Raw genomic sequence first — 23,462 nt, forward strand, 5'->3', positions numbered from 1 at the left:
GGCGGCCTGTCTGCGGTTTTGAAGAGCTTTTTGTATTACGAACTGTATAAGTCCCCGCGTCACTAGAGCTGCTTCGCAGCTTCCGTGCCGCTAACAGGTATGAGCATTCTCGCGCTGCTTCACACCGCTCCATGCTCATACCTGTTGTCGTCGCTAATGTTCCTGCCCACCGGTGAGCAAGCTCCCCGTGGGCCAAGAACATTGCGACTGGACTTATACAGTATTATATCATACTTCTTTGTGAGGGTGTAGGACTGAAAAAGGAGAACGGTATTATTTGTCCATTCTTCTTTTCCGGATCCGGAGGGCGCTGAGCCAGGCGATTCCCGCTACTGCGGCGATGGTAAGTATCCATCCCCATACCGGCATCTTGCGGATATTGAAGCACCGGACATTGACCCACATCTGGTTGATTACGCTGTTTTTATGAGGGTTAAAGTAGATCATGATTGAGGATCGGCTGATGGCATCGCTGCTTGGGTATTGCGCGGAGAGCTGCCTTTTCGTCTGCTCTTCCGGAACCTTCAGGACATAATCTCCCGTTCCGTCCGGAGAGAAGAAATAATTGACATCATAATCCACGGTGTCCTTTTCATCCGGTTCCGCCCCGTAATTCCATTTCAGATACTCAAAGATCCTCGGATCCGTACCTCCGGAGATTACCGAAGTGTATCCGATATAATACATGTTCCGAATAACATTGTCCGGCCGCGAGAGGAAATTGATAAAGGCTTCGGCGGCCTGTTGCTTCTGCGTATCTTTGCCGATTCCCCTCTTGAGCATCACCCAGCCGTCGAAGTAGATGTTGGTAGCCTCCCTGGGTACGGCAAAATTGAGGGTGTAATTGTCTTCGTCCGCCTGGTCCATCGTGTAGACCGCATCTCCGGACCACTGGTAGTTTGCGAGAACCTTTCCGGTGATCATATCCGCCTTGCCGGCGTCGGTCTCAAAGGAGTAAACATTGTCCTTCACATCCTGGAGGTAATCCTGAACTTCGGCGATCATCTCCGGAGAAGTGTCGTTCATGACATCCTCCAGGTTCTGATGATAGTCCGGATCATTCACAAAAGCCGCAGAAGTAAGCTCTTTTGATTTCAGGGCACCGATTGCCATAAAATAAGAGTCTCTTACATTGTCCTTGATCGTCAGCTTCCGTCTGAACTTCGGATTATCGAAAAGCGTCCACGTGGAAGCCTCATCCTCTGTTATGTATTTCGGATTATAGACAATACCGGTAATGCCCCACATGTATCCTGCCGCATATTTGCCCCAGGTCTCTCCGTTGATTTCCTTTGACTGAAAAATATTGTTGATATAGGGGGATACGCCGCGCGTATAGTAATTATTTGTATCACTGGTATCATAAAAATGATCGGAAAGCGGAAGAAGCTGGTCCTCCGACATCAGCTTCATGATCATGTATTCAGAGGGACAGATCAGATCGTATACATCTCCGAGCGTAAGCATGTTGTACAGATCCTCATTTGTGCCGAAGGTCGAATACTCAACCCGGACTTTTTTGCCGTAGGTCTGATAGTACCAGGTTTCAAAATCATCAATCAGAGAGTTCTTCCCGAAGATATCTCCGCTGTCCAGATCAATTGTTTCGTCCTCACTCCAGTCACCGGTATCAATATATTCTTCCCAGTTGCAGACGCGGAGCGTGATGACATCATCCTTATCTTCTGTATCCGTTCCGGAGGCGGTGCTGTTGGCAATTTTTGAATTATTTCCGGAAGCAGAGTTGCTTGCGGTCTCTGCATCCGTTCCAGAGGATGAGCTGCTTACAGTCTTTGTATCCGTTCCGGAGGCGGAACCGTTTACAGTTTCTGCATTCGTTCCGGAAGACGGGTTATTTACAACAACGGTATTTTTTACCCCGGCTTTCTCTTTCGAAGCAGCTGTCTGGACCGCGTAGACAGGTGTCGGTATGTACATCGTACCTGCCAGAAGACCGGCGAGAAGAAATGCTGTTATTTTTTTCATGCTCTTTGCGCCTCCTCCTTTTTTGCGGTACGAACATTTACAATGGCCACGAAGAGAATCACGACGGCAAAAATAATCGTTGACAGCGCCCACAGAGCGGTCTTGATCGTCGTCTGTGAGCCCTTTGTAGCATTGACAACATAGGTGCTGATGGTATTGAAGGTAGCCGGCTTGGTGTATGTCGTGATGAAATAGTCATCCAGTGACAGGGTGATCGCAAGACCAAACCCGGAAATGATGCCCGGAACGATCTGCGGGATCACTACCTGCGTCAGGGCACCGAATGGAGTGGCTCCGAGATCCAGCGCTGCCTCATACAGCGAGGAGTCCATCTGCCGGATCTTCGGCATGACAGACAGGTAGACAAAGGGCGCGCAGAGGGTGACATGCCCGATCACAAGCGGAACAAAGGTGTCCTTGGAGACGCCGAGCACGACAACGAGCAGAATGCAGATGGAGAAACCCGTCACCACATCGGCGTTGATGACCGGAATCTGGTTGATCGTAGAAATCGCGGCATTCAATTTTCTCTTTGAATAGAAAGAACCGATCGCTCCGATCGTCCCGAGAAAAGTGGCAAGCACAGCGGAGCCGACTGCCAGAAGCAGCGTTCCGCCGATCATCTGCAGGAGCTCGGGTGTTGTGAACAGCGTCACATAGTTATGCATGGAGAAACCACGGATGGAGCCGATATTTGCGGCATCTGTGAAGCTGTACACCGCGAGAATGAGGATCGGCAGATACAGAACCAGAAGCATGATGCACAGGAAAACAGACGTTCCGATCTTTTTTTTCACAGTAACGCTCCTCCTCTCTGATTATCTTCCTCGCCGGACCCCGAAAGCAGGGTGAACAGGCAGATCAGACCGAGCAGAATCAGCGCGATCATTGATCCCGCGTGCCAGTTGTAAGCGGCAAAATAGCTGCCGATCAGACTGCCCATGATGTAAGTACTGTTGTTCAGCATATCCAGTACGACATAGTTGGTCATCGCCGGGAGAAAAACCATCGACACACCGCTGATGATTCCCGGAACAGAAAGCGGCAGCGTCACCGAGAGAAAGGTGCTGCGCTCATCCGCGCCGAGATCCATGGCAGCCTCCCGAAGCGCGCCGTCCAGCCTCGAAATCGTCGTATAGATCGGCAGGATCATAAACGGAAGAAAATCGTAGGTCATGCCGATCACGGAATTCAGGAAGGGATACATGGAAAGATTCCCCTCCAGGAATGTCAGTATTTCCTTCATGGCGGTGATCCTCAGGGAAAAATTAATCCACATCGGCATCACAAAGATCATGACGATCACTGATTTGGATTTCAGTGAGCTCATAGCCAGAATGTACGCGGTCGGATAAGCCAGAAGCAGGCAGACGATGGTCGTCACCGCCGCTATGGCAAAACTGTATATTAATGTTCCCAGGGCATTCGGATCCGTAAAAAAGCCTGCCAGATTGGCGAAGGTGAAGTGCCCCTGCCCGTTCGTAAAAGCATAGAAAAACAGCACGACAAGAGGCAGCACAACAAACAGGATCAGAAATACCGAGTATGGAATGCCAAGGGTTTTTCTGGAAAACTTCATAATAAAATCTCCTGTCAGGAAAAATCAAATATAATAAGTCCGGTCGCAATGTTTCCGGCACAACGGAGAGGCTGCTCACAAGTGGGCCAGAACATTATCCTTCACTTCTTCCGGTCATAGACAAATTTCATCTTGTCGAGAGGCATGATCAGGCTGACCCGGTCACCCATATTCCAGAGATCCTCATCGTACACGACAAAATCCTGTTCGAGATCAGTCTGGATGACATAGCTGTAGTGGTCGCCCTGATAGATAAGGTTGGAAATATTGCCCTGCACCAGACCGGCGTCCTGTTCGTCTGTCATCTCGATATCCTCCGGCTGAATCTCCACCCGGATCCTTGTGCGGTTCAGATCAATGACATCCCCCTGCGCGTCGACCAGAGAACCGTCCTCCAGACGACGGCTTCCGGTGATGATCTTCGTGACGCTGGTCTCAATCTTCTGACCGTTGTATTCCAGACGGAAATCTCTGTTGATATCCGCGTAAAAGACATTCGTATGATCCTCGGCAATCATGACGTGGATTCCGTCCGGCTCGACAAAGAGGCCGACACGGCTTCCGACAGACGCATTCTTTGTAGACTGGATCTCATACTCGTATTTGCCGGCGGTCACCGTGATCTCATAATGAATTCCCTTGAATATGACATTGGTTACGGTTCCCTGTACAATGCCCTTTTCCGGAGCGGTGATCTCAATATCCTCCGGGCGCACGACTGCCGTGATATGCGTTCCCTCCGCCACATCATCGACACAGTCGAACTCACCGCCGCCGAAGCGGACTCTGCGCTTTCCGGTCATGATGCCATTGAAGATATTGGACTCACCGATGAAGTCGGCGACAAAAGCATTGATCGGCTCGTTATAGATATCTTCCGGAGTCCCGATCTGCTGAACCTTCCCCTCATTCATGACCACAATCTTGTCCGACATAGTCAATGCCTCCTCCTGATCGTGGGTGACATAGATGAAGGTGATACCGAGCTTGTCATGCATATCTTTCAGCTCGTACTGCATCTCCTGCCTCATCTTCAGATCCAGCGCCCCCAGCGGTTCATCCAGAAGCAGAATCTCCGGCTCATTCACCAGAGCGCGCGCGATGGCAATTCTCTGCTGCTGTCCGCCCGAAAGTGTCGATACATTTCGGCGCTCAAAGCCCTCCAGGTCCACGAGAGCGAGGACCTTTTTCACCTTCTTCTCGATGAGATCCTTCGGGGTCTTCTTCTGTTTCAGGCCATATGCGATGTTGTCGTGAATGTTCATGTGCGGAAAAAGCGCGTATCGCTGGAAGACCGTGTTGATCGGCCGGCGGTACGGCGGAAGATCCGTGATGGATCTGCCGTTCAGAAGGATCTCACCGGAAGTCGGAAGATCAAAACCCGCAATCATCCGGAGCGTCGTGGTTTTTCCGCAGCCGGAAGGGCCGAGGAAGGTTACGAACTCCCCGCGCTTTACCTCCAGGTTAAAATCCGTCACAGCGCTGAAGCCGTCATCGAAGGAGCGGGTGACATGTTTTAATTCGATAATATTCGTGCTCTCCATCGTACAAAACCTCTCAAAATAATATAGAAAAACCTGATTCAGAACATCGGCGGCGTGCTGATCCAGATCAGCTTTGCAGGTCTGGCGGATTGATTCGCAATCCGGTGATCCTTCTCCGTCCTGTAGTAAAAGCTTTCGCCCGCTTTCACGTGATAGACCTTGTCTCCGAGATAGAGACTGATGCATCCGCTGAGGACATAGCCGAACTCCTCCCCGGTATGAGGCTTGTCCTCATCCAGACTTTCATGCGGCTGAATGACGACCAGAAGCGGCTCCATCTGAAATTTCAGGGCACTCGGGATCAGCCATGTCCGGCTGTTTCCTGCGTCATCCGTCTTGACAAAGTAATCTCCGGGGGAGAAAACGACCTGCTCCTTCTCTCCTTCCTTAAAAAAATCCGCCGGCGTCGTGCCGAGGATTTCAATCAGATTCATCAGCGTCTCCACGGAAGGCGACACCTGCCCGTTTTCCAGCTGCGAGATAAAGCCCTTGGTGAGCTCGGACCGGTCCGCCAGCTCCTGCTGCGTCAGATCATTCCGGTTTCGCAGATCCCGGATCCGTCTGCCGATGTTGGCATTAATTTCATCTGTATTCATTAAGATTAATCCTTTCGGTTGTCATAGGCGGAAGCCCACCGTCTTCAGGTCGTGAGCAGTTGATGTCACACGCTGCCTCATATCGTGCCATACTCCGCAAGTAAACACAAAGTGTTCTGACGCTAAACCATTTATCCAGAGAAGATTATACTAGCAATAAACAAAAAGTCAACTATTAATGATACAGTTAACATTGCAACGAGATAAAACACGCTGCGCGAGTTTTATCTCGCTATCGCGACGCTCGCCGCACACGAATACTTCGCATTCGGCTGCGGCTCACTGTTCGCGTAAAAAAACAGGTATGAGCATGCAGTGACGCATTAGCGGCACTTGAATGCTCATACCTGTTAGCGGCACGGAAGCTGTGAGGCATCGGGAGAACACAGGGACTTATACCCATTGTGACACCCCTCCTGATTGCGTTATTTTTCCGCCGCAATAATCTACGGAAATATAATATTCATCTGCCCGTTTGCGTCTGTTTCCGGATCACCCAGGAAGAAATTCCTCGAGATGTTCTTCTTCATGGTCTCTTTCATGTCCTCAAATGAATGATACGCCTCCCGGCTGTATTCAAAGACGGGGTTTCTCTGCGCCGTGCCGCGTGTCGTAATCGCGTACTGCAGCTGCTGCAGGTAATCCACCTCCTCCACCCATCCGTCATCAAGTGCGCGGAGGATACACTGGCGCATGTAATCCTGTGCCTGTTCCTGCTGATCAAAAGTAGAGATTTTCCGGTCATAGAGCTTTGTGGCATACTGCTGCATTCGCCGGAGAAGCTCGTTCGGATCCTTAGGAGGTGTCAGAATCTCCGGATCCAGCTCATAGGAAAGATTGTCCAGAACATACCGGGTAAGTTCATGTTCCTGCAGGTCCGGATGTGATTTCACAAAGGACGTCAGAGCATCGTTGATGATGCCCCACATTGTCTCTCTGTCGATCTGCGCCCGGTCAAGCAGACGGTTTCTCGCACCGTAGAGAATTTCGCGCTGGCGGCGCAGAATCTTATCGTAGCGCACTGCCTGTTCTCGGGTAGAGATGCTCTGCTCCTCCCTCGTCTTCTGCGCACTGTTGATCAGATGTCTCAGTTTCCACGGGGCAATCGGACGGCTGCGATCCAGATATTCTCCGGCCTTTTCGGAATACATCGTCATGACAATGTCATCCTCCAGAGAAACAAAAAACTGCGAGGATCCGGGATCTCCCTGCCGCCCGGAACGTCCTCTCGCCTGCCGCTCCAGGCGGAGATTTTCCATACGGCCGATACCGATGACAGCCAGCCCGCCGAGCCCGGCCACTCCTTCCTCCAGTTTGATATCTGTGCCGCGGCCGGCCATTCCGGTAGACACGGTCACAGCATTTCGCATGCCGGCAGCCGCGATGATTTCAGCCTCCCAGTAGGCATTGTCCGCGTTCAGGACGCTGTGCGGCACGCTCCTTTCCACCAGCATATGTGAGAAAATCTGCGTGTCCTGAATGGTGGCGGTTACAATGAGCACCGGCTGTCCTTTCCTGTGGCACTTCAATGTCTCCTCAATGGCTGCCTTGAACTGTTCCTGCGCGGTTACAAAATAACGGTCCTTCCGGTCGACGCGGCGAAGCTTTTTGTGCGGCGGAACGACAACAACCCTCTTGTGATAGACCGAGAGCAGCTCCTGCCGGGCGTTTGAAATCGTACCGCTCATTCCGCACATTTTGGGGAACATAAGAAACAGGTTCTGATATGTGATGGAGGCGACCGAGCGCTGCTCCTGCGTCAGGGGCACATGCTCCTTCTGCTCCAGAGCCTGGTGCTCGCCGCCGCGCAGTTTCATTCCCGGGAGACTTCGACCGGTGTCATTATCCAGAAGGACAATCTCATCCTGATCGGAAACCAGATAATCCTCCTGCCGTTTCAACAGCACATGCGCCCGGAGAGCCAGTGTGACATGACGGTTGATCTCGAAGTTTCTGTGATCATAATAATCGCTGATGCCGAAAAAACGCTCGGCATAGGCAACTCCGTGATCCGTCAGCCACACCGCCTTATCCTCGGTCAGATAGTCGCGGTCTTCCTTTAAGGTGGATACAAAAAAATCTGTCATCTCATAGAGATTTGACTGCACACGGGGAGAGCCTGAGATCACCAGCGGCATCTGCGCGCCGTCCAGCAGCACGGAATCTGCCTCATCAATGATGATAAAATAAAAATCGCGCAGAAAACGATCCTCCGCGCGCCGGACCAGATTGTTCAGAAGATAATCAAAGGCCAGAGCTCCATGCGTCGTATAGAGAATATCCGCGCTGTAATTCTTCCTTTTCTCATCATTGGTCAGTGCCTGTCCGGGCTGCCGCGTTACACCTGCCCGCTCTGTCAGACCCATGAACGAAAATACAGGACGCATCTGGGCCGCATCACGATAAGCCAGATATTCATTTGCCGTTACCAGAATAGTGCTTTTCCCCGTCAGGGCATGCAGATACAGGGGCATGGTCGCCGTCAGAGTCTTTCCCTCTCCGGTATTCATCTCCACGAGGCAGCCGTGATGCATCGCAACGGCGCCGTATATCTGATTGTCATACGGATATTTGCCGAGAACACGGCGGTCCGCTTCACAGATCGCCGCATAGGCTTCCGGAAGAATCTGATCCAGAGTCCTGCCGCTCTTCAGCTGTGATTTTAAATCATTTGTCACCGTCTGAAGCTGTTTATCACTCAGTCCGGCCATCCTCCGGGCGCAGGCTTTGACCTTCCCAGTGATGTTCATGAAATATCTGTTTGTCATAGTGATTCCCGTTCTTTCTGACAGGTATAGCTATTCTCATTCTTACCGATAGATATAATAATTCCCGTTCTTACTGACAGGCATAATTATTCTCATTCTTTCCGATCATCATCGTTGGTCTATTTTTCCGAGATTGTAAAAGAGTGAAAATGAAACGCATGTCCGCCTGCGCAGATCAGCTGCGCCTTGTAACTGTACGTCTTCAGCGGACACCTGAAATCCATCTCCGGCTGATCGACTATCAGGTTTCCTGCTTCTTCTCCGTTTTTTCCGAAAAATACCAGCTGAAGGAAGAAGCCTCCGGGAACCTCACAATCCAGATCCACGGAAATGTGATACCTTCCCTCCCCGTCGATAATAGGGAGCGTCGGTTCGATTCTGCCCGCCTGATAATTTACCATGGAGTACCAGGTCTTGATTGCTGTCCCGGGCGGAATCAACGCGTTCCGGAAAAATACGTCATCCAGAGACAAAAATTCAATTTCCGATCCGTACAGATATGCGTCACTGGTATATTCCCTCCAGTACACGGTCCATATTTTTCCTTTATTATTCTTAGTATCCTTATTTATCTTATCTTCCATAATTCAGGACTCCCGCTCTCTGCCGAAAGCATCCCGGAGAACTCTTCGGAACTGCCTTAAAAACCAGAAGACAATACCCGAGGTATCATCATTATGACGTCCGTGCAGTCCCTTTCCGATCACTTTCGCTCCTCTGCCCTGCATATGCGAAAGCAGATCCTGATAGGCAGCGGCGTCGTAGTCATCTTCGATCATATATGCGATGTAGAACGACCGTCCGGTCCAGTCGGTCCGGTTAAAGGTATCCCAGAAGTGCTGATTCATCTGATCAGAAGCTTCCTGATCGAGACGATGATACTGCTTCCACAGCACATCCAGAGAGGTCGGGAAGCCGCCCGGCCGTTGAATGCGTTCGGCCTTCGCCATGCTTCCCAGATTGACCAGAGGCTTTCCCACAATGATATACCCCGGGCGAATCATGGAGCCATAGTACAAGGCACCGAACGTACCCATCGAGAGCCCGGAGAAGATCACCTGATCCGGCGAAAAGCCCAGTTCATGCATTGCCTTTTCAATGATCTTCTTCAGACAAGTCTCGTACTCCTCATCTCCGAGATAAAAATCTCCGCCTTCCAGCCTGGCTTCACTGATCAGCAGGAACGGAGTTCCCATCCGCCGCATCATGTGATAGCCCTCGAAGCCCTCCATGGTTTTATACCCGGAAAAATACACACAGAGCGGAGGCTTGAAATCGCCCGGATCCAGATAGGCAAAGATTTCCTCCCTGTTTCCGGTAACGATCCGTCTGCCCCCGGGCAGAAAACTTCCGGCGCCGCGCCGGGAATAACGGTCATGCAGCGCCCTTACATGAAGCGTGCCCTTTCCCCGGGCGTTCAGAGATACGAACACAGGACCGTCCTTCTTTTTATTATCAATGGTCACCGGCTGCCGCAGTGCCGCCTCATCGAATTTCCAGATTTTCTGAATGGAAGCAACACTGCCCGCAGCAAACTGGACGATCTGCAGCTCGATCCGAACATCACCCTCCGTCTGATATTCAAGCCAGAAATCAATAGCCTGCCCTTCGTCAACGGGAATATTGCCCCGCCAGTAGAGTGCCTGCCTCATATGATCGCCGAAATCGCCCTCCATGATGGTTTCCGTGAATCCGTTCCAGTATACCTGGCCCTGAAAGCCGGGCGCAATTTCCATCGTATGGGGGTCATATTTTTCACCATAGGGCCGGCCGAAATAATTCGGAAGCTGCTCCTCCAGAAACGACGGCAATTCATCGCGTGTGATTCTGCTGCCGCAACGGCTGCGCATCAGATATTCCATCCGGTCAGTCATCGGAATATCATCCGGAACAAATAAACTGTATGCGCGCACAATCCTGGACAGAATATCCGCTTCCCGATCCGTGAGGACACGATCAATGACCGCAACATCATATTCCGCGTCAGAAAGCTTCAGTTCCGGCTCATAATTCCAATCCGTATCCGGAGGAAGTGTAAAACGGCTTGAATAATCAATCCTTCCAAGCTGCAATGCTCTAATGTTCAACGTTCTCTAAAATCTCCTTCCAGGACTGCACAAGCTGCTCCGTCGAAAAACGGCTGCCCAGCTCGTACGAGGCAATCTGCGCCTGATTGACATGCGCAATGCTGCCCAGATAATAATCCAGCGCATCCGGCAGATCCGAAAGCTTTCGGACAAGGATTCCGTTTTTGCCATCCGCGAAATAATCGGTTTCCTGACCGGCAATCTGTGGGATTCCCATGCTCATCGCTGAAATCTGAAGGAACTGGTCCGGAACCGGCTGCAGATCTACTACGATTCGCTGTTCCCGCAATTTCTGACTGACTGTCATCTCATCCACACACTGGGCCACCGAAAAAACACAGGCAGCCTGTTCCTGAAAGTCAAGCCTGCTCTCACTGACCTTATCATCCTCCCTGGCCAGTTCCGGATTCATGCGAGCGGCACGAAGCGCCTTTCTTGCCTTATGCATCAGGCGGCTCTTTCTGTTGTATGCGGAAGAACGTGTGAACATGCAGACACGGGCACGATGATTCCGGGTCAGAATGTAGTTCGCAAGCAGAACGACAAGTGTGTTGAAATCTTCATCATTGATCTGGTCCACAGCCAGCAGAATGTTCTGCACGGGCAGATGAAGGCTGTTGCCGGATTCCTCACGCGAATCATAGGGCGTGATCACACGGACCGGTTTCCGAAGTCCCGTTTGCTCCTGAATCCTACGGGCCGTCACATTCTTATCCGCCACAATCGCATCGGCATCCTGCATCAGCTTCCGGTCCATCTCCTCGATGCCGTTTTCGTCCAGACGACGTGCAAAAAAGGAAAGGATAGTCTTTCGGTTTTTCATGACCTGTGCCAGCACAGGCGAGTGAAGGGAATGTACCGCGATCACGAAAATATCCGCGTCCGATGTCGTCTTGAGGTTCTCCTGCAGAACCTCCGTGATCATTGCGTCTATATCGGGGTATTCCAGTCTCTGATAATTCACCTTCCTGGGAGATTCGTGCTTTTGATCATTCAGGTTCACGAAATACCAGCTGCTGTCCGGGTTGATCAGAACATGGCCGTCATCCAGAAAACGGGCGAACTTCCATACACCGTCTTCATTAAAATACTGCTCCCGGGAAGCGATCCCGTCGCGGTAGACGATCTGACAGGACATAAACCCCCGGTCATCATAATAATTGGAGCAGATCCGGTCATCATTTTTGAACATGTCCACACGGAACATGTTGCCGTCTTCTGCAAATTCAATCTGCGCATATTTCTTCTGGTTTCGCCGGACAATCACCGCAAAGGGCGAGTAAATGAATTCCACATCATCCGGCCAGGAGAGATCATGGAAAGAGAAAAGAACGGTGCGGTCCGAAGCAATGCCCTGCATGGCATCAAAGCAGGACCAGTAAGGAACATGATAGACGCCCTGCCGATGGAGAAAATGGCGGAAATTCGGCGAAAATCCGAGCTGCATGATTTTAAAAGGAGCTGCTTTTTTTCGGAAAAACAGCTGAATCTGCTTGACCGTGTCATCGAACTCCGTCACGGTACGGGAACGATACCAGACCTGCTCATTCTCCTTCCAGTCACCATTTTGATACCAGGCAGGAATAAAATACTGCATAAACGATTCCTTTCACAAACTGTGCCTACAGGTATGAAAATCTATACGCGTCATAACGATAATAGGTCTGAATTTCCTGAATCAGACTGCAGATAATACTTACCAGGATCATGCCGGACGATGGAATCAGTGCCAGCGATGCAGGAATGTCATGATTCAGAGATAAAATCAAAGAGATTGACATACACCCTGCCTGGAGCAATCCGCTGATCATACTCCATTTCAGGACAATCTTCACCAGATACCGTTTCGTTTTTTCCCCGGCATAGACACCAATGATGCTGTCACCGTTTTGCTGAAGCTGACGCGCGCTTTCCGCCGGATTTAGCATGATGAAAGAAAATGCGACCGACAGGCAGAAAATAATGATTAAATACAGCGTGGTTCCCGGCAGCTCAGTCATCAGCAAGTTCTGCAATATACCGGCAAACGCATGATCAGACGGTATCACATAGGTCAGAAACAGAATCACGTATCGAATAATGACCAGAAAAGAAGACGCAAACATCACGGGCATGATCCCTACAGGATTGCGCTTATACGCAATATAGTTCTGGTCGGCGTGAATATTGTGAATGGATACGCGCTGAAGAGGCACTTTAATAATAGAATTCTCCATAAAGACGGTGACGACGACGATGCCCGCAGTCGTCAGAATCAGTACAGGGTATCGAAAAAAATGATACATCGTCAGGTTGGAAGCCAGTGACGTGATCACATTTAACAAAATAATGGGCATAGATGCACCGATTCCATGCTTCTCATTTGTCTTGCACAAGAAATATGTGACCATGGAGCCGGCTATCATTTCCAGTATCACAAGCAGCCGGACCACAGATGCAGGACCAGCGTCTTTACGTAACGTCAAATTCAGCGACTGAATAACAGACATAAAAACCGAGAAGATAACGGCCGTGATCAGCATCCATCGATCCTGCTTCTGCTTGGAAATTTTCGTCCGGCTGTTTATATTTTTCAATGAACTAATTATCTGTACCAGCAGAGAAGCGTTGATAAAGGGCATGATGCCCAGCGACATAAGCGTCCGCTGATATCGATCACCGCTGAGCATCGTTGTTACAATGGACTGGACATTTCCGGGAGAATCATCAAAAGCGGTCACGACTCCATAAAGAGTAATGCTTCTGCCTGCTAAATATATGAGTAATACCAGAACTGAAAAAAGGATTCTCTTACACAATTCATGTGTTCTTGTAGTTTCCATAAAGCTGTATTTTCTCTCTGTCTATATATCAGGAAGACTAAACGATATGTAATCTTTCCATAATTGTTGATAGCCTCTCCAAATACCATATTATCAGGGCTTTATAACCTGTAGTGGGATTACTTCATTTAACGTCTCAATCTCCGATGTCGCCGCAGCATCACTTTGAGCGTTGCCTCTGGCCGGTGCTGCAGTTGACGCGGCGCTCATATCGGTTCCGGAAGCTGCAGCATCAGCTGCTGGTGTGTTGCTGGATAATGCGCTGAGCGAATCCTCCAGAGACACACTCAAACTGTTTGAGATACTGTTGCTGTTCTCCGTCTCGGATTCCGACGCCGCAGTCGATGCCGAAGCAGACTTGCTTTCACTTGCCGCAGCACTCGCACTGTCACTGGAACTTGCGCGCTGACTGGCTCTTGCTGATTCATCTGTTGAGGTGGAAGACGATTCACTGAAAGAAACAGAACCTGACTCATTCGTTGAACCATCTGCAGAAGCAGACCCGGCATCACTACCTGAAACCGACACACTCTCAGATGTCGGCGTATTCAGTGTTGCGACACTTGCTGTCGCTGCATCTGCTGTTAAAGCAGTTGTCGCTACAACACTTGTCAAAGCCGCACTCGCTGATCTCGAAGCCGACTCAGAAATCGATACATAGGCTGATACACTAGTACTATCACTAACGCTTCTGACTGCCGATTCACTTGTGGAAGCGCTCCAGGACGTACTCTCACTCTCAGATTCACTTTCCCACTCGGATTCGGATACACTCCTCTCACTCTCCGATGTGCTTTCTGACTCGGATTCGCTCTCAGAGGTACTTTCTGACTCGGATTCCGATTCGCTCTCGGATGTGCTTTCTGATTCGGATTCCGATTCACTTTCACTCTCCGACTCACTTTCTGACTCGGATTCGCTTTCACTCACAGAGCTACTTTCTGACTCAGATTCGCTTTCACTTTCAGATTCACTCTCTGATCCACTTACCGACTCAGATTCACTTTTAGATGCACTTTCCGACTCTGATTCGCTTTCACTAGCAGAGGTACTTTCTGACTCAGATACACTTTCACTCTCCGACTCACTTTCTGACTCGGATTCCGATTCACTCACTGAGGTACTTACTGATTCGGAATCACTCTCAGATGCACTTTCAGACTCTGATTCACTCTCTGATGTGCTTTCAGATTCACTCTCAGAGGTGCTTACCGACTCGGATTCCGATTCACTCTCCGACTCAGATTCGCTTTCACTCTCAGAGGTACTTACTGATTCGGAATCACTCTCAGATGCACTTTCAGACTCTGATTCACTCTCTGATGTACTTTCAGATTCGCTTTCTGACTCGGATTCGCTTTCACTCTCGGACTCACTCTCCGACTCAGATTCCGATTCGGATTCACTTTCACTCTCAGAGGTACTTACTGATTCGGATTCACTCTCAGATGCTGATTCACTCTCTGATGTACTTTCAGATTCACTCTCAGAGGTGCTTACCGACTCGGATTCAGATTCACTCTCCGACTCACTTTCTGACTCGGATTCCGATTCACTCACTGAGGTACTTACCGACTCAGATTCGCTTTCACTCTCAGAGGTACTTACTGATTCGGAATCACTCTCAGATGCACTTTCAGACTCTGATTCATTCTCTGATGTACTTTCAGATTCACTCTCAGAGGTACTTATTGATTCGGAATCGCTCTCAGATGCACTTTCAGACTCTGATTCACTCTCTGATGTACTTTCAGATTCACTCTCCGACTCACTTTCTGACTCGGATTCGCTTTCACTCTCGGACTCACTCTCCGACTCAGATTCCGATTCGGATTCACTTTCACTCTCAGAGGTACTTATTGATTCGGAATCGCTCTCAGATGCACTTTCAGACTCTGAATCGCTCTCGGATGTACTTTCTGACTCGGATTCACTCTTACTCTGAGATGTACTTGCTGATGTACTTGCACTGATCGAAGCGCTTATACTCTCTGATCCACTCAGCAAATTTGAAATTCTCTCGCTCTGACTGTTTGATAATGAGGTAGACCTGCTTTCGCTCTCGGATTGAGATACAGACGTACTTTCACTTGCGCTCTGGGATGTACTGTTACTGGTACTGCCGCTTGTAGATGTGCTCTGGCTTACGCTATTGCTCTCGGATTCTCTAGCTGAATTGCTTGCTGACACAGATCCGGATGCACTAATACTCTCAGAGTTCCTTTCAGAATCCCGTTCGGACGCACTTGCGCTGATACTGTTTGCTGCGTTGGAGTTTGAAATACTTTCTGAACCAATACTGTTGCTCACGCTTTGTGAACTCGATAAACTTGTCGATTTGCTTGTACTTGCACTTCCGGACTCACTCTGTAAGCTGCCACTCTGCGATGCAGATTCCGATGCTGCGTCTGCAGACTGAGAACTTACCGATGACAGGCTTACGGATGCAGAACCGCTGGCACTATCTGACTGCGATTTTTCCTCAGACATGCTTGCGGATGCATTCTCGTTGCTGGCTATACTATGGGACTCACTTACACTTGCAGATACAGAAGCGCTTTCCTGCTCCGATTGCTTCATCGACTGCGATTCATGGATTGAAGCAGATCTGGAGAACTGATTGGAAATGCTTTGAGATAATGACTGGCTCGTACTCTCCGAACTACGTTTGATACTCTGACTTTGCGAAGCGGATGTACTCGTACTGTGACTTGCAGATGCGCTATCCTTCTGCGAAAGTGACTCGCTCGAACGTGATGACGCCGATTCACTTTGTCTGCTTGAAACAGACTCTGATGTCGACTGGGACATAGATGCCAGTTCACTGACACTCCTCGCATCATTTGTGTAGTTCTTTTCCGGTGTGATAGTAACCACGCCTCTATTAGTTATTTCCGCTCCCTGATTGCTCTCCTTTACTGTGGGATGAATCGTCTCGTAATATTTTTTCCCATTCTTGTGGTTTTCCAACGTACTGGAGGAGGTTGCCTGTACGCTGACCACAACATTGGCAATGGCTTTGCCCCATTCTTGATACTTACCTAGGGACGTATCAAAGGAGACAGTAACAGTGCCATTTACATTGATCTTTTCTGTTGTGGAATAGCTGTCGCCCCAGAATCTACCGTCATAATCAAAGGTTTTGATATTAGAGCCGAGCGCTAATTTTTTTATGGTTCCACTTTTGGAATCTAGTTGATTCTCAGAATATGAATCATTATTGTTGTAAAAACCATTTTCTAATGTATAGGTGTTTCCACCCGCATCTTTCACTGAGATGTTTTGAGGTGCGCGGGCGCCGCCGACAACATTTAAATAAAATCCAAAATACTGCCGAAAATTATTTACGGCATTCTTTGCCCGATATTCAAATGCCCAATGAATGTTTCCTTTTACAAGGTCGAGCGTTCCCGTTACATTCCTAATCGTATTTGTCCCATCAGCATCATTATATTCAAAGACCTTGACTTCTGTTACTTTCTGGATACCGGCTGTTTCACTCGCAGACGCAGAGGTGCTGGTACTTACGGATGCCGATTCAGAAGAGGATGCAGATGCAATCTGACTTTCAGAACCCGAAGTACTGTTCGACAGACTCAGACTGTCTGATAATGATACAGAAGTCTCGACGGAAATGCTTCCGCTCTGGCTGTTCGAGGCAGAATCAGAAACGCTTTCCGAAACCAGCTGACTCTGCTGTTCGGAACCTGCTGCAGATTCCGACACAAACGCACTTGTCTGTGCAGATGCCACCTGTGAAATTGACGTTGACTGACTTGCCGATTCTGACACAGCGCTATTGAGCATGCGTCTGCTTTCTGAGGCTGAAGCAGATTCACTTACACTCTCACTTGCTGAAGCAGATTGTGTTTGAGAAGCCATTGTGCTGCCGGAAACCGAATCCTGCAGACTATCACTTTCCCGGAGGCTTGCCGACGCAGAAAGTGAATCGCTGTCAGAGGCAGACTGACTCAATAGATTATTTGAAGCTCCTTCAGAGGCAAGTCTGCTGGCTGTTTCGGACAGACTTTCAGAATCCGCCTTATCCTGATTGCTGTTGACGTCAGACATCGACTGACTGGCTTTCTGAGATTGTGTGGCAGCCTCCCCGGCAGAAACCTTACTGTCTGCTGAACCTGTCAGTCCTTCATTAGATGTTTCCGATCCGGTATCAGATTCCGAGACGGATAATGCCTTTGATTCCGAAGCAGTTGCCTGTTCCAGTACACTTTCGCTCGCCCATCCGGATTCGGAAAGATTTTCAGCCTCAGCAGCATATACCTTATTCCCCTGGCCGAAAATTGCGGTTCCGCCCAAAAGAGCGCCTGTCGCGGCGACTCCTTTTAGAAGAGTATGTTTTCTCTTTCGATTAACAATCTTTGTTAAGCTTTTTTTCTTTCTCTTTTTCATCGTTGATACACCTGCCTAAAGTCATCTATCGCTGTCATGCTAGTTGAAGTTGTTGGACTCCTGCAATCGTATAACCAGAACGATATTAGATACTGTTAATTTTGCTTTTAGATTATAGCACCTCTCCTGTAAAAATGTGTGAAGAAACTGTATCCATCGTCCATACGATCCGGATCGCCGGAAATCCGGCATCGGGATACTGGGCCCCCTTAATATTGAAATTTGGAAAAATGAATCTGGAATGACAGAATGCCGGTATCAGAGTCACAAAATTTTGAGAAGCCGTGATCCACCTGTATCACTGCGACTAGGCAGTAATAAATTGCGGCGTAAAACCCACAGGCTTGCCCGTGGGAGCAGTCAGAAGCTCACCACCTTACGTGGAGGGCATCTGACGTTCGAACAATTCCCGGTACGTGTCTGTTCTCTCGCTCATGGCAGCCTGATGCTGCAGCGACAGTGCAGCGGGCAGATGGTCCGGATCTGCGGCAAGCGAGCAAAGATCCGATGCGTCGTGAAAAATATGTTCCTTCGCGACGTACCGGCGCTGGTGGATGGTTGTCTCAAAGCCCAGAATCAGCTGATTATTCAGAAAAGCCCGCCTTACGCTGGAGAGAATTTCACTGCCATGATTGATGTCGAAATAATAATCACACCTGCGGAACAGTTCGTTCACTGTATTCTCCTTCACCACAGGATACAGCCTTACATTCGGATAGCGTCCGAATGCCAGAAGACGGGCCGACATTTCCGTGACTGCCGCAATGTGGAACACCATCTGCGGCAGACGCTTCACCACCTCTTCAAGCTCTTCGATCTGATCGGAGTTTGTGCAGATCAGAATATCAGGGCGGCAATAATTTTCCCTTTCAAAGGGATAGACAAAGCCCAAAGGCCGTACCCATTCCTTTGGAGCACCAAGCTTGATCAGTTTCTGCCGGCTGGCCGGATTCTGTACATAGATCCTGCGGGTGTGCGAATGTCCGTTCAGGATCATCTGCATGTTTCCGGGAATATCTTCGCGCGGGCCCTCCTGCCAGAACAGAAAACTGTCTGATGGAAAGCGCTCGCTGACAAAGAGCGGCGTTGACAGCGAATTATAAAAGATGCGCTGCCCGTCCGCCTTTAACTCACGAAGCATTTCGATAACGAGATCCGTCCGGCTTTTATAGATATACGTTTTATGATTACGGGTGACGATAATGTCGCCGGTCACATCGTTCTCCACCACGCATTCCTGGCCGTCATCATTAAACCACGAACGGCAGAACCGCTTCCCGCTTCGATTAAAGACCGTTCTCGCATACAGGAGTCCGTGACAATCGTAATGGTCGGTGCAGCGGACAATGCCCTGATCGTCCAGCCAGTCCACCTCACTGACCAGCCGGCGATGCGCCGGCTGCGCATAAAAAATACGGCCGCGGAGGTGATGAAGATCATGGATCTCGCCGCCGCTGCCTGTACTGCTGATTTCCCAGTAATCCGGCAGCTCGATCTGATTGAAATAACGCGGACTCCCTGCCTTCCAACCGGCATGCAAGATACGATATGCATTCACGGCCTTTGTATTGCTGCGATCTTTCGCGCTGAAACCGTTCAAGCCGGCACCTTTCTCACCAGATTTCTTTTTTTCGGGATCGCTGCAGAACCACCGGAAGACGGAAAGGACATCCGGCGGCAGAAAGCCCTTGTCCTCAATCACGACAACAGGACCGGCAAAACCCGCACAGCGGAAGGACTGCTTCAGCATATCAGCCATCTCATCGTAACGATCAAGCAGCAGGATGCCGTCAGTCACTCTTATCCCGGCAGAGGCATTTCCATCGATCGGATCATTTGGTGACATACCGGTACAAGCATTTCTTTCTGCCAGATAATTTATTTCTGCATCGGTATGAGCATTTATTTTAACCGGATCACTTTTTTCCATTTCCGCATCACCTTTTCTGTCAAATAAGATTGTGCAACCGCATAGGAATGTTTATGAAAGGAGGCACGGTCGGCCATCTGAAAGTATTTCACCACAGCCGCGGAGAGGCCCTCCACATGCTTCGGTATGGACATATCCTCGTCCACGGGAATCAGATAGCCATTTCTTCCGTCGTCGATAAAAGTCGGATTCCCATACGGAACATCAAAGCCGATAATGGGCAGACCGCTGCCGACGGCTTCCATCAGACTCAGGCCAAAACCCTCACTGGTCGACCCCGACAGATAGAGTTCATAATTTCGATAGACATCGGTCATATCGTACTGCCCCATCAAACGGATATAGCCATCCGCCTGATTCTCCCGGATCAGCTGCAGGAGCCGCTGCTGTTCGCTGCCCTCACCGTAGATGTCCAGCGTAAGCTCCGGGATCTCCCTCTTCGCTTTCACACAGGCCTCAATGACCCAGTCCACATGCTTCTCCGATGCCAGCCGGCTGGCAGTCACAATAGAAAAAGGCTTCCGTGCGGTGTCCGGATAGCGGAGCTGTTCAAGACTGCCCACCGGAATCGTGCGGATCTCAGGTACCTCTCCCGTGTACTTCTCAAACTGGGCGCGCATGAGATCCCGCTGCGCATTAGTAGAAGTGATAAAAAAAGAAATATGCCGCGACATATCAAAAGAATACTCATAATAATTGTTCCAGAGAATATTCCGGTCATCGGTACTTCCGACGCTGTAATGATCCGCATGCACAACGATGCCGACCCTGGCAGGCGCACAGTTCTGCAGAATTGCCTGCCCGATGCCGGTCGTCCGGTCAATGATGACGACATCCCTGTGGTTCAGATGCAGACACCGGACCAGATACCCGACCAGCTCCTCCTTGGAATATAAGATCTGATCGGGAAAACGATACATGACATCGCCGTCATCAGTGATTTCCTCATACGCGACAGAACCGTCTGTATTGAAAAAACGGCGCAGATACAGATGAGCCTTATTGTCGAGCGGAGCATAATATTCCGAATAGATCCGTCCGTAGGTAAAATAATCCTTGCGGATCAGACGGCCGCCGGACACATATTCCACACGATGCAGCAGGTTCTCCTGATCGTTGACAAAATAAAGCGTGCAGAAATCATGATCCGAAAAAAAGAGACGGCCGATTTTTCCGGTCCGCTGCACACGGTAATCGACATTCGCGATAGTTTCCTGAAAATCTTCCAGCGTATAAGTGACCGGCGCCGTACGAAAATCCGTAAAAAAAGTATAGAGCCACAGGATTTCCTTATCCTTGAAGCCCATCTTCTTCGTATAATGTTCGATGTTCTCCCGCGGAAACATATCCGTGAAGATAAAACGTGCAGGCTCATCGATGGCGCGCAGCATGCGCGCCCGATACAGCTGGGCGTACTCTACACCGCTGGAAGCCCGGCCGATGCCCAGGTTGAAATTGTAGATCATCGCTCTCCTCCTGCCTCACATTTATGTCCTATGATCATCAACAAAATCGAGATGTCTCTTGCGACATCGATAAAAGAAATACGATTTCCCTTTCGTACTTCAAAAGAAAGATGATTTCCATTTCGTACTTTGTTCATCTGAGATGTGTCATGCAAAATGAATAACCCTGAAATGCCTTTCTTTCATTATAATCATGATAAACGGAAGGGATAAGCGGAAAGAAATTGAGCGCTAATTCTCCGGAGATTTACAAAATAACGCATTTTCTCTGATCCGGGTATTTTCCTTCATATGTGGAAGACTCAATAAATAGAATAACATACCTGAGCCAAACCAGACTCCTACGATCACCCATTCTACACCAGACAGCGAACAATTTCCAACCGGCAGGTATAAAGACACAAAGAACAGCGAGATCATGACGGCGATTATTCCTACGATCATCCCATGCTTTACCCTGAAGGGCCTGGGCAGGTCTTTACAGGTTATTCTGAGAATCACAAAGGAAATGGTGACCATTAAATAGGCGATTACGGTACCGAATGCGCTTGCGTCAACAAACCACCCGAGAGAATTTTTCCCAAGAAGCGGTGTCAGGATCGTAATGACGCCGATGAATACAATCGCATTTCCCGGTGTATGATATTTCTTGTGAAGCTTCCCGAAGAAATCCGGAAGCATCTTAGCCCGGCCCATGGAATAAAGTACTCTGGTTGCGCCGATAATAAAGCCATTCCAGCTGGACAGGATTCCCATAATCGCTGTAACAACAATCAGTTTACCTGCAATCGGACGATTCGCCGCATAATTCACAGCGTTTACCACAGACAATCCCTCTCTGCCAAGGATCTCATTCGGTGCCGCAAAGGAACTGGCAAGAATAATCATGATATACCATCCTGCAGCTAAAAAGATGGATGCCACAATGGCAGCAGGTATCTTTTTTAGCGGAAGATTCATTTCCTCCGCCACCTGTGGAATAACATCAAAGCCGACAAACATAGCCGGAACAGCCAGAACCACAGAAAACATCCCGTTTGCTGACGTAAACAGCGGTTTCATATTCTCAATAGAACCATTCATGCCGCTGATAATCGCGAAGCCAATGCCGCCGACAGCCAGTATTGTTGTGACCACCGCCTGAAAAATTGTGGAGATCTTAATCCCCTTTGTATTGATTATGCACAATAATGCTCCGACGCATACAGGGATTACCAGCCAGGTCGCATATACATCAAATCCGGCGATGGTCCAAAGATAACCATATCTCGGGATCGTAATCAGGTAGTCAATCGCTGTAACCAGCGCCGGTCCCTCCCATGCAGCGACACCAATATATGCAAAAGCAATCATCCACCCGGAGAACCATGCCCCGTGGTAGCCCAATGCCTTATAGGTAAAAACGAGTTCTCCTCCGGAATAAGGCAATGCGGGAGTAAGTTCGCAATAGGTCAGGCCGACAAAAATACAGAGAACGGCACCAATGACAAACGCAAGCACCGCACCAATCGTTCCGCCCCGGTCAACCCAATTTCCGGTAAGCGCTACCCATCCCCATCCTATCATCGTGCTGAAGGCGAGAACAAGAACATCCTTAAATTTTAAATTCCTGTTCAGGGTTTCTATGGATCTGTCCTCCTAATAAACTCCTACCTAATTCCTACTCAACCATCGGATTGACTGACTTACAAACTGACAACAGGGAAATTATCGCTGTTCCGCAGCATGCTCCGAACACATCCAGCCAGACATCTGCGATCTGTGAACCTCTTCCGCTGAAAATCTGGATGGTCTCATCGATGAACGCAATGTAAAAAGCATATCTTACAGAAGTCAGCATCCTGCCGTGCAGCAGCCGAGAAAACCTGTTTATGAGACTTTCACTTCTTTCGGGATCCGTTCCGCAAGCTGCCCCGGCATCAGAAGTTGCCGTACATGCTTCCGCAGTGTCAGAAATTGTCGTACATGCTGCCACAGTGTCAGAGAATCGGACATTCTGATACAGTCTGAGCTCTGTCCCCAGTATGAAATACTCGGTAAAGTGGGCCATTTTTCTGATCAGGTGGTTCGTCACCCGGTCCCTGCCAACGATAACCGATAAAACCGGATAAAAAATCTTCAGAAAAAAACCACTCTCATCGGCCGAGGCTGGCCTTGGCACCATGGAGTGGCCCCAGATAAAAGCAAGGGTAAGGAATATGATAATCGTGATGATTTTTCGTTTCATAATGTGTGTCTTAATGTATTTCTGTTTCAGCTATTGGCTTATCTGGT

Annotated in this window: 15 protein-coding genes; all 15 read right to left on the bottom strand. The window is 49.3% G+C overall.

Annotated elements, in window-relative coordinates; all coding sequences use genetic code 11:
- Window positions 1-273 precede the first annotated feature (273 nt).
- The 15 genes from ACTQ1O_RS04280 to ACTQ1O_RS04350 all read right to left on the bottom strand — a co-directional run bounded on the left by ACTQ1O_RS04280 (window position 274) and on the right by ACTQ1O_RS04350 (window position 23,415).
- Entirely contained in the window at window positions 274-1,986 is a 1,713-nt protein-coding gene (locus ACTQ1O_RS04280; RefSeq protein ID WP_441486260.1) for an ABC transporter substrate-binding protein, read from the bottom strand.
- Complete coding sequence (locus tag ACTQ1O_RS04285) at window positions 1,983-2,744, bottom strand: ABC transporter permease (RefSeq protein ID WP_441486288.1); 762 nt, start codon at window positions 2,742-2,744, stop codon at window positions 1,983-1,985. Before ACTQ1O_RS04285 ends, ACTQ1O_RS04280 begins: the two co-directional genes overlap by 4 nt.
- Window positions 2,745-2,779: 35 nt before the next feature.
- Window positions 2,780-3,565: an ABC transporter permease gene (locus ACTQ1O_RS04290; protein WP_441100043.1), complete on the bottom strand. Its 786-nt coding sequence runs from the start codon at window positions 3,563-3,565 to the stop codon at window positions 2,780-2,782.
- A gap of 101 nt (window positions 3,566-3,666) precedes the next feature.
- A complete protein-coding gene (gene potA / locus ACTQ1O_RS04295; RefSeq protein WP_441486261.1) occupies window positions 3,667-5,109 on the bottom strand; it encodes a polyamine ABC transporter ATP-binding protein in 1,443 nt (480 codons plus the stop codon).
- A 38-nt stretch (window positions 5,110-5,147) separates the two neighbouring features.
- Window positions 5,148-5,705, bottom strand: a complete 558-nt coding sequence (locus ACTQ1O_RS04300) for a cupin domain-containing protein (protein ID WP_441486262.1) — start codon at window positions 5,703-5,705, stop codon at window positions 5,148-5,150.
- A gap of 446 nt (window positions 5,706-6,151) precedes the next feature.
- The gene (secA, locus tag ACTQ1O_RS04305) at window positions 6,152-8,473 is read right to left on the bottom strand and encodes a preprotein translocase subunit SecA (protein WP_441486263.1); all 2,322 of its coding nucleotides are present in this window, start codon (window positions 8,471-8,473) and stop codon (window positions 6,152-6,154) included.
- Window positions 8,474-8,592: 119 nt separating this feature from the next.
- Window positions 8,593-9,057 carry an accessory Sec system protein Asp3 gene (asp3, locus tag ACTQ1O_RS04310; RefSeq protein WP_441486264.1) on the bottom strand — a complete coding sequence of 155 codons (465 nt, stop codon included), beginning with the start codon at window positions 9,055-9,057 and terminating at the stop codon, window positions 8,593-8,595.
- Window positions 9,058-9,060: 3 nt separating this feature from the next.
- Window positions 9,061-10,560, bottom strand: a complete 1,500-nt coding sequence (gene asp2, locus ACTQ1O_RS04315) for an accessory Sec system protein Asp2 (RefSeq protein WP_441486265.1) — start codon at window positions 10,558-10,560, stop codon at window positions 9,061-9,063.
- A complete protein-coding gene (asp1, locus tag ACTQ1O_RS04320; protein WP_441486266.1) occupies window positions 10,550-12,157 on the bottom strand; it encodes an accessory Sec system protein Asp1 in 1,608 nt (535 codons plus the stop codon). The genes asp2 and asp1 overlap by 11 nt, the downstream gene beginning before the upstream one ends.
- Window positions 12,158-12,182: 25 nt before the next feature.
- Window positions 12,183-13,382, bottom strand: a complete 1,200-nt coding sequence (locus ACTQ1O_RS04325) for a hypothetical protein (RefSeq protein ID WP_441486267.1) — start codon at window positions 13,380-13,382, stop codon at window positions 12,183-12,185.
- Between the two features lie 93 nt (window positions 13,383-13,475).
- Window positions 13,476-17,792 carry a hypothetical protein gene (locus ACTQ1O_RS04330; RefSeq protein WP_441486268.1) on the bottom strand — a complete coding sequence of 1,439 codons (4,317 nt, stop codon included), beginning with the start codon at window positions 17,790-17,792 and terminating at the stop codon, window positions 13,476-13,478.
- A 376-nt stretch (window positions 17,793-18,168) separates the two neighbouring features.
- Complete coding sequence (gtfB, locus tag ACTQ1O_RS04335; protein WP_441486269.1) at window positions 18,169-19,722, bottom strand: accessory Sec system glycosylation chaperone GtfB; 1,554 nt, start codon at window positions 19,720-19,722, stop codon at window positions 18,169-18,171.
- Window positions 19,695-21,188: an accessory Sec system glycosyltransferase GtfA gene (gene gtfA / locus ACTQ1O_RS04340; RefSeq protein ID WP_441486270.1), complete on the bottom strand. Its 1,494-nt coding sequence runs from the start codon at window positions 21,186-21,188 to the stop codon at window positions 19,695-19,697. Before gtfA ends, gtfB begins: the two co-directional genes overlap by 28 nt.
- Window positions 21,189-21,419: 231 nt before the next feature.
- Entirely contained in the window at window positions 21,420-22,814 is a 1,395-nt protein-coding gene (locus tag ACTQ1O_RS04345) for an APC family permease (protein WP_441486289.1), read from the bottom strand.
- Window positions 22,815-22,848: 34 nt separating this feature from the next.
- Entirely contained in the window at window positions 22,849-23,415 is a 567-nt protein-coding gene (locus ACTQ1O_RS04350) for a VanZ family protein (RefSeq protein ID WP_441486271.1), read from the bottom strand.
- Window positions 23,416-23,462 lie beyond the last annotated feature (47 nt).

Source organism: Bilifractor sp. LCP21S3_A7 (genome assembly GCF_052118825.1).
Taxonomy (GTDB): domain Bacteria; phylum Bacillota; class Clostridia; order Lachnospirales; family Lachnospiraceae; genus Bilifractor.

Bases quoted from the DNA above. Each gene is read 5' to 3' on its own strand.
- potA (WP_441486261.1), bottom strand. From the start codon at position 5,109: ATGGAGAGCACGAATATTATCGAATTAAAACATGTCACCCGCTCCTTC.
- gtfA (WP_441486270.1), bottom strand. From the start codon at position 21,188: ATGATCTACAATTTCAACCTGGGCATCGGCCGGGCTTCCAGCGGTGTA.
- ACTQ1O_RS04330 (WP_441486268.1), bottom strand. From the start codon at position 17,792: ATGAAAAAGAGAAAGAAAAAAAGCTTAACAAAGATTGTTAATCGAAAG.
- ACTQ1O_RS04290 (WP_441100043.1), bottom strand. From the start codon at position 3,565: ATGAAGTTTTCCAGAAAAACCCTTGGCATTCCATACTCGGTATTTCTG.
- gtfB (WP_441486269.1), bottom strand. From the start codon at position 19,722: ATGGAAAAAAGTGATCCGGTTAAAATAAATGCTCATACCGATGCAGAA.
- asp1 (WP_441486266.1), bottom strand. From the start codon at position 12,157: ATGCAGTATTTTATTCCTGCCTGGTATCAAAATGGTGACTGGAAGGAG.
- ACTQ1O_RS04285 (WP_441486288.1), bottom strand. From the start codon at position 2,744: ATGCTTCTGGTTCTGTATCTGCCGATCCTCATTCTCGCGGTGTACAGC.
- ACTQ1O_RS04350 (WP_441486271.1), bottom strand. From the start codon at position 23,415: ATGAAACGAAAAATCATCACGATTATCATATTCCTTACCCTTGCTTTT.
- ACTQ1O_RS04325 (WP_441486267.1), bottom strand. From the start codon at position 13,382: ATGGAAACTACAAGAACACATGAATTGTGTAAGAGAATCCTTTTTTCA.
- ACTQ1O_RS04300 (WP_441486262.1), bottom strand. From the start codon at position 5,705: ATGAATACAGATGAAATTAATGCCAACATCGGCAGACGGATCCGGGAT.
- ACTQ1O_RS04280 (WP_441486260.1), bottom strand. From the start codon at position 1,986: ATGAAAAAAATAACAGCATTTCTTCTCGCCGGTCTTCTGGCAGGTACG.
- secA (WP_441486263.1), bottom strand. From the start codon at position 8,473: ATGACAAACAGATATTTCATGAACATCACTGGGAAGGTCAAAGCCTGC.
- asp3 (WP_441486264.1), bottom strand. From the start codon at position 9,057: ATGGAAGATAAGATAAATAAGGATACTAAGAATAATAAAGGAAAAATA.